Annotated in this window: 15 protein-coding genes and 1 pseudogene; 12 read left to right on the forward strand and 4 right to left on the reverse strand. The window is 64.8% G+C overall.

The window, feature by feature from the left end:
- The 9 genes and pseudogenes from narH to V7N12_RS11620 all read left to right on the forward strand — a co-directional run.
- Window positions 1-548, forward strand: a pseudogene (gene narH, locus V7N12_RS11580) (nitrate reductase subunit beta); the annotation flags it as partial.
- Complete coding sequence (gene narJ / locus V7N12_RS11585; RefSeq protein ID WP_333714725.1) at window positions 548-1,270, forward strand: nitrate reductase molybdenum cofactor assembly chaperone; 723 nt, start codon at window positions 548-550, stop codon at window positions 1,268-1,270. The pseudogene narH and the gene narJ, both read left to right, overlap by 1 nt.
- Window position 1,271: 1 nt before the next feature.
- Entirely contained in the window at window positions 1,272-2,009 is a 738-nt protein-coding gene (gene narI, locus V7N12_RS11590) for a respiratory nitrate reductase subunit gamma (protein WP_333714726.1), read from the forward strand.
- 54 nt (window positions 2,010-2,063) lie between these two features.
- Window positions 2,064-2,858, forward strand: a complete 795-nt coding sequence (locus V7N12_RS11595; protein WP_333714727.1) for a peptidylprolyl isomerase — start codon at window positions 2,064-2,066, stop codon at window positions 2,856-2,858.
- 20 nt (window positions 2,859-2,878) lie between these two features.
- Window positions 2,879-3,448 (forward strand): hemerythrin domain-containing protein, encoded by a 570-nt coding sequence (locus V7N12_RS11600; protein ID WP_333714728.1) that lies wholly within the window; start codon window positions 2,879-2,881, stop codon window positions 3,446-3,448.
- Window positions 3,438-4,070 carry a carbonic anhydrase gene (locus V7N12_RS11605; protein WP_333714729.1) on the forward strand — a complete coding sequence of 211 codons (633 nt, stop codon included), beginning with the start codon at window positions 3,438-3,440 and terminating at the stop codon, window positions 4,068-4,070. Before V7N12_RS11600 ends, V7N12_RS11605 begins: the two co-directional genes overlap by 11 nt.
- A complete protein-coding gene (locus V7N12_RS11610) occupies window positions 4,067-5,344 on the forward strand; it encodes a molybdopterin molybdotransferase MoeA (protein ID WP_333714730.1) in 1,278 nt (425 codons plus the stop codon). Before V7N12_RS11605 ends, V7N12_RS11610 begins: the two co-directional genes overlap by 4 nt.
- A gap of 12 nt (window positions 5,345-5,356) precedes the next feature.
- A complete protein-coding gene (locus V7N12_RS11615) occupies window positions 5,357-5,878 on the forward strand; it encodes a DUF2478 domain-containing protein (RefSeq protein ID WP_333714731.1) in 522 nt (173 codons plus the stop codon).
- Between the two features lie 403 nt (window positions 5,879-6,281).
- The gene (locus V7N12_RS11620; protein ID WP_333714732.1) at window positions 6,282-7,697 is read left to right on the forward strand and encodes an FAD-binding oxidoreductase; all 1,416 of its coding nucleotides are present in this window, start codon (window positions 6,282-6,284) and stop codon (window positions 7,695-7,697) included.
- 227 nt (window positions 7,698-7,924) lie between these two features.
- Here the strand turns inward: V7N12_RS11620 and V7N12_RS11625 are convergent, their stop codons facing one another.
- Both V7N12_RS11625 and V7N12_RS11630 read right to left on the reverse strand, forming a co-directional pair.
- Window positions 7,925-8,455 (reverse strand): adenine phosphoribosyltransferase, encoded by a 531-nt coding sequence (locus V7N12_RS11625; RefSeq protein WP_333714733.1) that lies wholly within the window; start codon window positions 8,453-8,455, stop codon window positions 7,925-7,927.
- 10 nt (window positions 8,456-8,465) lie between these two features.
- Entirely contained in the window at window positions 8,466-9,332 is an 867-nt protein-coding gene (locus V7N12_RS11630) for an S-methyl-5'-thioadenosine phosphorylase (protein WP_333714734.1), read from the reverse strand.
- 205 nt (window positions 9,333-9,537) lie between these two features.
- On the opposite strand from V7N12_RS11630, the gene V7N12_RS11635 reads away from it, so the two are divergent.
- Window positions 9,538-10,464 (forward strand): calcium/sodium antiporter, encoded by a 927-nt coding sequence (locus tag V7N12_RS11635; RefSeq protein ID WP_333714735.1) that lies wholly within the window; start codon window positions 9,538-9,540, stop codon window positions 10,462-10,464.
- Here V7N12_RS11635 and V7N12_RS11640 read toward each other — a convergent pair.
- On the reverse strand, window positions 10,441-11,049 hold the full coding sequence (locus tag V7N12_RS11640; RefSeq protein ID WP_333714736.1) for a flavin reductase family protein: 609 nt from the start codon (window positions 11,047-11,049) through the stop codon (window positions 10,441-10,443). The genes V7N12_RS11635 and V7N12_RS11640 overlap by 24 nt on opposite strands.
- Window positions 11,050-11,132: 83 nt before the next feature.
- Here V7N12_RS11640 and V7N12_RS11645 point away from each other — a divergent pair, with 83 nt between their 5' ends.
- Together V7N12_RS11645 and V7N12_RS11650 are read left to right on the forward strand one after the other, a co-directional pair.
- Window positions 11,133-11,618: a GNAT family N-acetyltransferase gene (locus V7N12_RS11645; protein ID WP_333714737.1), complete on the forward strand. Its 486-nt coding sequence runs from the start codon at window positions 11,133-11,135 to the stop codon at window positions 11,616-11,618.
- 31 nt (window positions 11,619-11,649) lie between these two features.
- The gene (locus tag V7N12_RS11650; RefSeq protein WP_333714739.1) at window positions 11,650-12,453 is read left to right on the forward strand and encodes an EcsC family protein; all 804 of its coding nucleotides are present in this window, start codon (window positions 11,650-11,652) and stop codon (window positions 12,451-12,453) included.
- Here the strand turns inward: V7N12_RS11650 and V7N12_RS11655 are convergent.
- A partial coding sequence (locus V7N12_RS11655) for a putative PEP-binding protein (protein WP_333714740.1) occupies window positions 12,444-13,220 on the reverse strand: 777 nt, incomplete at its 5' end. The genes V7N12_RS11650 and V7N12_RS11655 overlap by 10 nt on opposite strands.

Here is a 13,220-nt window from a genome sequence, read left to right on the forward strand (position 1 = left end):
GCCCGGTCTGGAAGATGGCGATGGACTGGAAGGTCGCCTTCCCGCTGCATCCCGAATACCGGACGCTGCCGATGGTCTGGTACATCCCGCCGCTGTCGCCGATCCAGAACGCCGCCCAGGCCGGACAGATCGCGATGAGCGACCAGATGCCCGACGTGCGCAGCTTGCGTATCCCGGTCAAATACCTCGCCAACATGCTGACGGCGGGCGACGAGGAACCGGTGGTGTACGCGCTGGAACGGATGTCCGCGATGCGGCTTTACATGCGGGCTCAGACCGTGGACGGCGTGCGGGACGAGGCGATCGCCGCCCGTGTCGGCATGTCGGGCCGGGTGATCGAGGACATGTACAAGATCATGGACATCGCCGATTACGAGGATCGTTTCGCGATCCCCACGACGCACCGCGAGCAGAACGAGCATGGCGCCGACATCCGCGGCGGCTGCGGCTTCACCGATGGCAATGGTTGTTCCAGCGGCGAAACCGGCAAGACGACCCTCTTCGGCGGCAAGAAAAAGAAATTCGCCCTTCCACAGGAGACCTTCTGATGCTGGACCGTTCCCTCAAGGCCCTTTCGCTGATCCTGAGCTATCCCTCGCGGGACCTTCAAGAGGCGATGCCCGAGATCGGCGCCGTTCTGGCTGACGATACCCGCATCGCCGCCGATACACGGTCGGCGCTGCGCGCGCTGACCGATGGCTTCGCAAAGGCCGACCTCTACGATCTGCAGGAAAGCTACGTGATGCTCTTCGACCGCTCGCGCACGCTGTCGCTCAATCTTTTCGAGCACGTCCACGGCGAAAGCCGTGACCGCGGCGGCGCGATGGTCAGCCTGATCGAGACCTACCGCGAGGGCGGGTTCGAACCCGCCACCTCGGAACTGCCGGACCACCTGCCGGTCCTGCTGGAATTCCTGTCGACGCGTCCGTTCGCAGAAATACAGGACACGCTGGCGGATGCGGCGCATATCCTTGACGCTCTCGCGGTCCGGCTTGACCGACGCGACAGCGGATATGCCGCTGCCTTCGCCGCTCTTTCCCAGCTCGCCGACATGCAAGCCGACGCAGAGGCCGTGGCCGACATGCTGGCCCAGCCGGATGATGACCCGACCGACCTCGCGGCGCTCGACGCTGTCTGGGAGGAAACCGAGGTGACATTCGGCCCCGATCCGAACGCAGGCTGCCCGCAAGTCCGCGACATGCTCGCAGAGATGGACAGACCTGGGTTCAAACCGACCCCCGCACCGCAACCATTGAACAGGAGCGCATGACATGTTTGGCGACTTCGACATCAACTTCGTCATCTTCGGGGTCATGCCCTATGTCGCGCTGACGATCTTCCTTGTGGGATCGATCGTGCGCTACGAACGGGACCCCTTCACCTGGAAAAGCTCGTCCAGCCAGTTGCTGCGCCGCAAGCAGTTGATCTGGGGATCGATCCTTTTTCACGTCGGCATCCTGACCGTGTTTTTCGGTCACCTTGTCGGCCTCTTCACGCCGGTCTCGATTCTGGATGCCATCGGCATTCCCTATGCGCTCAAGCAATGGATGGCGGTGCTGATCGGTGGGCCTGCGGGCATCGCGGCCCTGATCGGATCGACCATGCTGATCCATCGCCGCCTGGTCGATCCGCGCATCCGCGTGACATCGACCTTCCCCGACATCCTGATCATGGTCCTGATCTGGCTGCAACTGGCCATCGGCCTGCTGACGATCACCCAGACGCTGCAGCACATGGACGGGTCGGAAATGGTCCGCTTCATGACCTGGTCGCAGAGCGTGGTCAGTTGGAACATCAACCCATGGGTCACCGTCGTCGACGTGCACTGGCTTTACAAGCTGCACATCTTCCTCGGGCTGATCATCACGGCGCTGTTTCCCTTCACGCGGCTCGTCCATATCTGGTCGGAGTTCGCCGCCCCCTTCCGTTACCTGCTGACGCGGCCGGGTTACCAGATCGTGCGCTCGCGGCGGCATCGCCCGCTTGAGGAACGCCGCCGCCGCCTTTGACAAGGTGCAAGCCAAGCCCGGCGCCGGCAAGACAACGCCAGCGGAGTAAGACAGATGAACGTGGCCCTATTTCCCGATGTCGTCGTGAACGGCGAAACCATCCCCTCGGCGGCCATCGCCGCCGAGGCCCAGAACCACGAAGCCCCGAAAGACAAGCCGGGCATCGCATGGCGCAAGGCGGCGCAGGCGCTGGCCATCCGCGCGCTTCTGCTGCAAGAGGCAAAGCGACGCGGGCTGGTGCCTGACCCGCTCGCATTGGCGCCGAACCGCTTCGAGACCGAAGACGAGGCCCTGATCCGCGCCCTTCTGGATGAAGCGCTGGAAATCGCGCCGGTCGCCGAGGATGTCGTGCGCGCGGAATGGGCCAAAGACCCCGACCGCTACCGCTCTGCGCCGCTATGGGATGTGTCGCATATCCTGTGTGCCTGCGATCCGCGCGACGACGCCGCGCGCGGGCTGGCCGAGACACGGGCCCTGGCCCTGCTGGCGCGGCTTGATGGTGACGCCAAAAGCTTCGCCGCTGTCGCCCGTGACAGCGATTGCGGATCAAAGGCTGCGGGTGGGCATCTCGGCCAGCTTGGCCCGGGCGACACCGTGCCCGAATTCGAGGCCGCGCTGCGCACCCTCGCCGATGAGTGCATCACGACCGCGCCCGTCCTGTCGCGGCATGGCTGGCATATCATCCGCCTGAACGCGACAGCACCCGGGCAGGTGCTGCCCTATGAAACCGTGCGCCCCAAGATCGCGCAGGCGCTGGAAAAGGCAGCCTGGGCCGATGCGTCGAGGGCGTTCGTGGAAAGTCTCGCCAAGCGGTCAAGCATCACCGGCGCAAGTCTCGCGCCGATCTGAACCACGCGAAAGGACGTGTCATGCAACCACCAGAGCCTCTGCTGCGTGGGAGCGGTGAGAAGCCGACGAGCCTGAGCCTGCTTGCAAATCCTCTGGATTTCATCAGCGAGGACCACCTGCGCGAACGGCAGGTTTGCGCGGTGATCGACCTGCTGGCAACGGCGGATCGTCTCAATCGCCGGGAAGCGACAGCGGTGCTGCGGTTTCTGAACGAGGAACTGAATGTCCACCTGCGCGACGAGGCAGAGGACCTCTTTCCGCTTCTTGCCCGCCGCTGCACGCATGAGGATGCGATCGAGACCGTGATCGACCGGATCAGGGCCGATCAGGACAAGGCGATGCGTCTTCTGCCCGAAGTGCGTGCGATGCTGGCCGGATGCCTTGATCGGGGGGGCGATCTGTCCGCCAGCGAGCGCGGCGTGTTGTCCAGGTTTGCGGGCTATGTGCGCCGCCATCTGGTGGCCGAGAACGCGATCCTCTTGCCGATCGCCCGGGTCCGGCTGACGCGCTCCGATCTGCGCAACCTGTCGAAACACATGCGCTCGCGCCGCGGGCTGCCAGATTTTCCGGAGATGACCGATGCTGAATGACCTTCTGGCGCGCAATCTGGCGTGGGCCACACAACGTCACGACGAGGAACCTGACTATTTCATCCGCCTCGCCGCCCTTCAGGCCCCCGAGTTCTTCTGGATCGGCTGTTCGGACAGCCGGGTGCCGGCCAATGTGGTTGCGGGGCTGGATCCGGGCGAGGTCTTCGTCCATCGCAACGTTGCCAACATCGTGCATTCCTCGGACATGAACCTCCTGTCGGCGCTGGAATTCGCGGTCGATGCCTTGCAGGTGCGCGAGATCATCGTTTGCGGCCACTATGGCTGCGGCGGGGTCAAGGCCGCGACCGAGGATCTGCCGCATGGTCTTGCCGATCACTGGCTGGAACCGATCCGGCGCCTTGCCCGCGCTTACGCGGTCGATCTGGGCCGCGAACCCGATCTGGAAGCACAACGCGACCGTCTGGCCGAACTTAACGTGGTCGAAGGCGTGCGGCGCGTCTGTGAAACGCCGATCGTCCAGCGGGCATGGCGGCGCGGGGCCGACGTCCGCGTGCACGGCCTGATCTACGGGCTCAAGAACGGACGCCTGCGCGATCTCGACTGCAGCATCGGCCCCGGCCACTTCAAAGCCGCCCAATCCATCGAGGAGACAGCACAATGACCATCCACGAAGCCATCATGTCACCGGGCTGCGGCTGTGACACCGCCGACATGCCGCATGCGCTGATCAGCATCGACGCGGCACTGGCCCGGATCGCAGGGCACGTCGCACCCGTCGGTCGGACCGAGGCGGTGTCACTGGACCATGCTGTCGGCCGCATCCTTGCCCAGCCGGTCCGGTCCCGATCCATGGCACCGGCTTTCGATAATGCGGCCATGGATGGCTATGCGATTGCGACATCGGCCCTGACTGGTGCCGGACCTTGGGTTTTACCGGTCGTGGCCCGCGTGCCCGCCGGGCAGGCGGTGACGAGACCCGTTGCCGGCGCCGTGGCGGCGCGGATTTTCACGGGCGCGCCGGTGCCCCCCGGCGCCGATGCGGTGGTGATGCAGGAAAACGTCCTGCGTGACGGGGAGACTGTTCATCTGTCGCGCAGACCCGAACCGGGTTTGAACATCCGCCGTGCGGGCAGTGACATGGCCAGCGGGGCGACCGTTCTGGACAAGGGCCGCAGGCTCGGCCCGCGAGAGATCGCCGCCTGCGCCGCTGCCGGTGCGGGCATCCTGCGCGTGCGGCGCAGGTTGCGCGTGGCGCTGCTGATCACCGGCGACGAGGTGCGCCGCGCCGGAGGCGCCCGCGAGGCCGCCCAGATCTGGGACGTCAACACACCGATGCTGACGGCAGGCCTTGCAACTGCGGATGTCGACCTCGTTGCCTCGGCGCATGGTGCCGACACCCTCGATGGCCTTGTCCGTCAATTGGGCGACATGGCGGCGCAAGCCGATCTTGCCATCTCCACGGGCGGGATCTCGGTGGGCGAGGAAGACCACGTCAAGCCGGCCGTCGCGGCGCTCGGGGGCGAAACCCTGTTCAGCGGCGTCGCGATCAAACCGGGCAAACCGGTATCGGTCGGGCGCATCGGCAAGGCGCACTGGCTTGGATTGCCCGGCAACCCGGTATCGGCCTTTGTCACATGGCAGGTCTTCGGTCTGGCGTTGGTCCGCGCCCTGAGCGGCGAGAGACACACCCCGCACCGGCGGCATGTCGTGACCGCGGACCCGATCCGCCGCAAGCCCGGGCGCTGCGAACTGCGACCCGCCACGCTGGCCGGTTTCGACGCCCAAGGTCGCGAGATCGTCTGTTTCGAGGATACCACCCATTCGGCCCGTGTCGGTCTGCTCGCACATGCAGAGGGGCTGATGTTTCTGCCCGCCGACGCTGATTGCCTGCCAGCCGTTGCGCTGGTGGAATTCCAACCTTTCTGCCAATCCTGAAGGAGCGCGGACATGACACTTGCCTATACGATGGCGGCGGGACGCGGCGATACCGATCTGGTGCTGGAACGGCTGGCAGCGGACCTCGCGGCCCGGGGTCTCAGATGCTGCGGCACCGTCCAGATCAACAGCCCGCGCGCCGATGCGGGCCCCTGCGACATGGATGTGCGCGTGCTGCCCGATGGTGCCGTCTTGCGCATCAGCCAGGACCGGGGCGCGCAGGCGCGGGGGTGCCGCCTGGACCCGGCAGTGCTGGAAACGGCGGTCGCGATGGTCGCGGCCACCCTGTCCTCGGGTGCCGACCTGCTGATCGTCAACAAATTCGGCAGACACGAGGCCGAAGGGCGGGGCTTCCGCGACGTGATCGCCGAGGCGGTCGCAATGGATATCCCGGTTCTGGTCGGTCTCAATGCGCTCAACCGACCGGCCTTCGAGACCTTCGCAGGGGGTCTGGCAACCCGGCTTGCGCCCACCACCGAAGCGCTGATGGCTTGGGTGAACGAGGTGACGGCATCGGCGCAGGAATTGGTCTGACGCCAAGGAAACAAGAAGGAACGTCCGCACCGATACCGACGCCATCGCCGAAGGCAGGACCGGTGCGGCCTGAGGATCTGCCAAGGAACCCGTTCCCCCCCTCATGGCCAAGGCCGTGACACGCGACCTTGCGCGGATCTATCGGCTGCGCGATGCACAACGCGGATCGCGACATCCGCATCGCGGCGGCACGCCCCGTTGACGCCTGCGCGAAGGCGCATCGGCTGGTTGAAGACGGCAAAAGGCAGGGCGCGGTTGTCCCGCTGTGTCGGCGCCCGTCATTATTGGCCCAAAAATATCCTGGGGGAGTCCCGGACTTGATCCGGGACGGGGGCAAAGCCCCCGATTGCTGTTGGACAGCCTGCAAATTTGCGCCAAGTATCAGTCAGACAAAGGATTTGCCATGCTCAACCCCGTGACGCCGGACTTCGTCGAAACACTCCGCGGTCTGCTGCCCGCTGCGGCCTTCAAGGCCGATTGCGCACCCTATTTTGCCGAACCGCGCGGGCGCTGGACCGGCAAGGGACTGGTCCTTGCACCGGCTGCAACCGAAGAGGTTGCGACGATCGTGCGGGCCTGCGCAGAAGCCCGCGTCGGAATTGTTCCCTATAGCGGGGGCACCGGCCTCGTCGGCGGACAACTGATGGAGGACGGCCCCGATCCCGTGGTGCTGTCGCTGGAAAGGATGAACAGAATTCGCGCCACGTATCCGGGCGAGAACGCCCTTGTCTGTGATGCGGGTGCGATCCTCGCCCATGTGCAGCAAGCGGCGGAAGATGTCGGACGGCTCTTTCCGCTGTCATTGGCCTCGGAAGGTTCGGCGCGCATCGGGGGGCTGCTGTCGACCAATGCAGGCGGGGTGAACGTGTTGCGTTACGGCAATGCCCGTGCGCAATGTCTGGGGCTCGAGGTCGTCCGCGCCGACGGCACGATCTGGCACGGTCTGACGCGGCTGCGCAAGGACAACACAGGCTATGACCTGCGCGATCTGATGATCGGGGCCGAGGGCACCCTTGGCATCATCACGGGTGCGGCGCTGAAACTGGTGCCGCGTCCCGCCAATCTGGGCGCGGCGATGTTGTCCGTGCCGTCCCCGCAAGCCGCGCTCGACCTGCTGGCCTTGGCGGGCGAGGTGATCGGCGAGGGTATCTCGGCCTTCGAATTGATGCACCGCGCCGGATACGATTTCCTGGCCGAGGTCGGGCCCGCAGTGCCCGTCCCCTTCGACGACATCCCCGAATGGACCGTGCTGATCGACCTCGGGCTACCCAAGGGGTCGAGCCCGGACGAAGCGCTTGAGATGCTCTTTGCCGAGGCCTTTGAAAAGGGGCTCGTCACCGACGGTGTCATCGCCCAAAGCCACGCGCAGCGCGCCGCTTTCTGGACGATCCGCGAAACGATCCCCGAGGCGAACCGGCGGCTGGGATCGGTCAGTTCGCACGATATTTCGCTGCCTCTTAGCGCGATTCCGCGTTTCATTGCGCGCGGCAATCGGGCCTTGGCGGAACTGGGCGACATGCGCATCAATTGCTTCGGGCATCTGGGCGACGGCAACCTGCATTACAACGTCTTTCCCGCCAAAGGCCGGACCCCCGCCGATTATGCCAACCTGCGCTACACCGTGAAAGAGCTCGTCCATGACCTGACGCATGAACTGGAAGGATCGGTCAGTGCCGAACACGGGATCGGGCGTCTGAAAGTCGACGATCTGGAAACCTACGGCGATCCGGTCAAACTGTCGATGCTGCGGGCCATCAAGGACGCGCTCGATCCGCTGGGGATCATGAACCCGGGGGCCGTGCTGCGCATGACCGGCTGATGCCGATCTCTGTGGCGGCCTTGGAGCCTCCGGCGGGAGTTTCAGGGGAGAAAGAAATCATTAACCAAGTGCGCCTAGGCTCGACCTGCGGCCGCGTCTGGAGAGTCGACGGTCGTGGAGTGAGAAGTCTCCCGATGCTGGACCCCAAACCGGTCGGTCTGTAGCGGACAACAGTGTCGGGCGCGCGCTTGCGCCTTCTTTCTCCCAAGAAACTCCCGCCGGAGGCATCAGTCGCCTTCAAACGCGCAGAGCGCATGAACGCTCATCCCCAGCCCTTCCAGCTTTCTGCGGCCGCCGAGGTCAGGCAGATCCACGATGAAAGCGCAGCCGACCACCTCTGCGCCCAGCCGTTCGACCAGCTTGATCCCCGCCTCGGCCGTGCCGCCTGTGGCAAGAAGGTCATCCACCAAAAGCACCTTTTCGCCAGCCTGAAGCGCGTCGTCATGCACCTCCATGGTGGCGGTGCCATATTCCAGCGTGTAGTCCTGCTGGATCGTCCGGCCGGGCAGCTTGCCCTTCTTGCGGATCGGCACAAAGCCGACCGAAAGCTGATGCGCGACCGCGCCACCCAGGATGAAGCCGCGTGCCTCCAATCCCACGACCTTGTCGATCGGCGCGCCGGCATAGGGGTGGAGAAGCTGGTCGATGGCAATCCGGAACCCGCGCGCATCCGCAAAGAGCGTCGTCACATCGCGGAACATGATCCCCGCATGCGGGAAATCGGGGATGGTGCGGATATAATCCTGAACGGTCTTCATCATTGATCCTTCAAAGAACGCGGCCTGCGATGGCGTCGAGTTTGGCGACAAGGGCGGGATCGCGCTTGTCCGGCGCTGTCATGATGGCGAAGTCCAGCGCCCGGTCGCAGCCATGCGGGCATGGGGCACGGTCCGCGCCGAGAAGTGACGGCAGGCGGCTGACAAGGTCTTGCGCCTTTGTGCCGTTGCCTTGCAGCGTCGCGATGACCTCGGCCACATCGACCGCGCCGTGGTCGGGATGCCAGCTGTCGTAATCGGTGACCATCGCGACCGAGGCGTAACAGATCTCGGCCTCGCGGGCGAGTTTGGCCTCGGGCATGTTGGTCATGCCGATCACGTCGCAGCCCCAGGCGCGATACATCTTGCTTTCGGCCTGCGACGAGAACTGCGGGCCTTCCATGGCCAGATAGGTGCCGCCGCGATGGATAGTGATGCCAGCCTTTTCGCCTGCCGTGGCGCAAGCATCCGACAGACGCGGGCATGTGGGGTGCGCGACGCTGACATGCGCCACACAGCCGGTGCCGAAGAAGGACTTGTCGCGCGCGAAGGTGCGGTCGATGAATTGATCGACGATCACGAAGTCTCCGGGTGCCATGGTTTCGCGGAACGATCCGCAGGCGCTGACACTGATGATATCCGTCACCCCGAGCCGTTTCATCGCGTCGATATTCGCGCGGTAGGGAACGGTTGTGGGTGAATGCACGTGCCCGCGGCCATGGCGCGGCAGAAAGGCCATCGCAACCCCGTCGAGCGAGCCTGTCAGGATTTCGTCCGACGGCGCGCCCCAAGGGCTTTGCACAGTGACCCATTCGGCGTTGTCGAGACCGGCCATCTGGTAAATGCCCGATCCGCCGATGATTCCGATCTTTGTCTGCATGGCCGTCTCCGCCTGTCGCTGCCTTACCCAATCTGAAAGCCAAGGCCGCAAATGTGAAGTCCATTCCTGCCTGTGATGCCGCTGATCTGTCCGAAAGGCGTTGAAATGCCCGGAAGTGCGGCAGTTCGGAAATCTTATTTCCGAGGGCTTGTAACGCGCAGGCCGCTCGACCATTTGCGATGAGGCGAGAAGGGGATAACGCGTCATGATATTTGATCTTTTTCTTGTGGCGCTGGGTCTTGCGGCCCTTCTGGCAGGCGGCGAGGGGCTTGTGCGGGGGGCGGTCTCGATTGCGCGGCGGGCGGGGCTGTCGCCGCTGGTCATCGGCCTGACACTGGTCGGCTTCGGGACCTCCGCGCCCGAGTTGATGACATCCCTTATTGCAGCGGTGAACGGATTGCCCGGGATCGCCTTGGGCAACGTCGTCGGCAGCAACATCGCCAATGTCTTTTTGATCCTCGGGGCGGCCGCAGTGATCGCGCCGGTCGCGGCGGGAGCGCTTTTGGGGCGTGATGGCTATGTGATGGTTGTGGCGACAGCATTGACCATCGGGATCATCCTGACGGGGTCTGTCGGGTTCTGGGCGGGCGCTGTCGGGCTTGCGGCCTTGCTGGCCTATCTTGGATTTACCCTTTTCACCGGTGGCGACGCCGATCTCGATGTGACCGAGACACCCGACCCGGTCGGGAAGGCCATCGCCTTCTTTGCGGTGGGTCTTGTCGGTGTGGTTCTCGGCGCCAACTGGCTGGTGACGGGTGCCAGCGACATCGCGCGCGTCTTGGGCGTCTCGGAGACTGTGATCGGCCTGACGATCGTCGCCGTGGGCACGTCGCTGCCGGAACTGGTGACATCCGTGATGGCGGCCCGCAAGGGGCAAGGCGGCATCGCGCTGGGCAATGTCATCGGGTCGAACATCTTCAACGTGCTGGGTATCCTCGGGATCACGGCGATGGTGACGCCGCTGGCCGTGCCGCCAGAGATGACGGGTCTGACCCTTTGGGTCTTCGCGGCCTCGGCCCTGGTGCCGCTCTTGCTTGCATGGATCGTCGGCGTGCTGAACCGTTGGGTCGGATTGGTCCTGCTGGTGATCTATGCAGGCTATACCGCGCTACTTGTCATCGGGGCGCTTTAGGCTGAAGACCTCGCGGACGACCGCATAATCCCGATAGCCGAGGCGCGTCAGCGGGTTGAAACGGGTCACATCGAACAGGCCGTCCACCATGCAGTCATCGCGCAGATGCACGCCTGTCACCTCGCCGAAAACGGCGAAGTTGGCCGCACCGGAAAGCTGGACGATCTGCGTCAACCGACATTCGAGGGTCGCAGGCGCGTTTGCCACCCGCGGGCAGTCGATGGTCTGGCAGGCCGCCTTTTCGATCCCCGCGAGGGCGAATTCGTCGTCATCGCGCGCCCAGCTGCCCGAGGTCGTGTTCATGGCGTCTTTCGCGGCGTATTCCACGACGTTCACGGCAAAGACGCCCGTTTCACGGATGTTGGCCACCGAATCCTTGGTGTCGCCACGATCCTCTTTGGCCGAGGTCGAGGCAAACATGACCTGCGGCGGCACATAGGCGACCGCGTTGAAGAAAGAGTAGGGCGCAAGGTTGTCCCGCCCGTCCGGCCCGCGTGTCGAAATCCAGCCGATCGGGCGCGGGGTCACAACGGCGTTGAACGGGTTGTGCGGCAGGCCATGGCCGTTTTTTGGCTCGTAGAACATCGGATCCCTTTTCGTTTGCGCACCGCTTAGGTAGCCTGCACCGCAAACGCTGGCCAGACGAAAGGCGCATGAATCCATTTCAGATGACTCTGGCCATCGAACGCGCTGACGACTGGTGGGAGGTCGAGGCGCTGTTCGATCTGTGCTTTGCACCGGGGCGGTCGGCGCTGTCGTCCTATCGTCTGCGCGAGGGGGTGGCCCCGCTTGCCGACCTCTGTCTGACCGCAAGGGACGGAAACGGGGTGCTTGCGGGTGCTGTGCGCAATTGGCCCGTGCGGATCGGCGACAAGCGGGTGGTCCTCTTGGGCCCCATCGCCGTCCATCCGACGCGGCAGGGCGAGGGGGTCGCCGCGATCTTGATGCAGAACTGCCTCGACAGGGCGCGCCTTTTGGGGTGGGAGCGGGTGATGCTGGTCGGCGATGCGCCCTATTACGGGCGGTTCGGGTTTGCGCGGCTGGACGGCGTTGTCATGCCGCCCCCGACGAACCCCGACCGCGTGCTGGGGCTGGGGCTGACGGACGCGGGCTGGGGTGACGTCACCGGTCCGGTTCGCCCCGACCGCGATTGACTTCCGGCACGCACCTTCCCATCTCCTGTGCATGACCACACCGCAGAACCCGATCAAAGAGACCGCTCCCTCTGTCCCCCCAGCCCCGCTGACCGAGGCCGCGCGCGCGGAAATCGCAGCACTTGCCAGGCGTCAGAAGGCGGCGAGCGGCATTCTGATAAGAGCGGTCAACTATCTTGGCGGTCAGGTCGAGGACGGGTTGCGCATGTTGCCCCCCGCCGCGCGCAAAGAAATCGATACGGTCGCGCGCCATGCCCTGCGCCAGAGTTTTGATGCGGCTGCCCTGTCCCGTAGCGGGGTCGGGCGGTCCATCGGATCGGATCGGGCGCACAGGATTTTGGGGACGGTATCCGGTGCGATCGGCGGTTTCGGCGGACTGCCGACGGCAATCGCCGAGATCCCCGTCGCCACCACGCTGATCTTCCGCGCGGTGCACCATGTCGCCATCCGGAACGGCGAGGCCGAAGGCCACGATGAAACCCGCGCGCAATGCCTTGCGGTCTTTGGTGCAGGCGGTCCTGGGACCGAGGACGACGGTGTGAATACCGCCTTCATCGGCGCGCGGCTGGGCATCACCGGTGCGGCGGTCAACGGGCTGATCGCAAGGGTCGCGCCGCGTTTCGCGGCGATCCTGTCACAGAAACTCGCCAGCCAGACCGTGCCGATCCTTGGGGCGGCGGCGGGGGCGGGAACCAACTACGCCTTCATGGACTACTATGTCGAAATGGCGCATGTGCACTTTGGCTTGCGGCGTATCGCGCGGGAATTCGGCGACACACAGGTGACCGACCACTTTCACAATGTGCTGGCGCAGGCCGACCTGTCTCAGACCTGATAGGCCAGCCAGTCGGCGACGGCACGCCGGACGGACTGCCCTTCGCCTTCCATCGCCTGTTCCATGATCGCGCGCACCTCGCCAAGGTCGACGCGGCGCAGCAGGTGCTTGACCGGCCCGACCGAGGCAGGGCGCATCGACAGGGTCTTGATCCCAAGTGCCGCAAGACACAAGGCCTCGACCGGGCGTCCGGCGTCCTCGCCGCAGAATGACAGCGGCGTGTCGAACTGGGCGCAACGCGCGACGACATGCTTGAGGAAGGTCAGGAAGCTGACGTCGAGCGTGTCATAGCGTTTGCGGACACGCTCGTTCTCGCGGTCGGCGGCAAAGAAGAACTGCTTGAGATCGTTACCACCGATCGAGACGAAATCCGTTTCCTGAAAGAAGGCATCGGGCGCATAGGCCAGCGACGGTGTTTCCAGCATCGCGCCCACTTTCCACTCGGACGGCAGCGGGTGGCCGAGGATCTTTTCGCGGGCGATGGCCTTGTCCATTTCGGCGCGTGCCGCGCGGAATTCGCTGAGCTGCGTGATGAAGGGAAACATGACGGTCAGCGGTCCACCGTTGGCCGCGCGCAAAAGCGCCTGCAACTGCATCCGCAAGACACCGGGCTTGTCGAGACCGACCCGAATGGCGCGCCAGCCCATGGCGGGGTTGGGTTCGTCATTGGGCTTCATGTAGGGCAAGACCTTGTCCGACCCGATGTCGAGGGTGCGGAAGGCCACGCGCTTGCCATCGGCGGCCTTCAGGACCCGCGAATAAAGCGC

Origin of the sequence: Yoonia sp. (assembly GCF_036770585.1) — a bacterium.
GTDB lineage: Bacteria > Pseudomonadota > Alphaproteobacteria > Rhodobacterales > Rhodobacteraceae > Yoonia.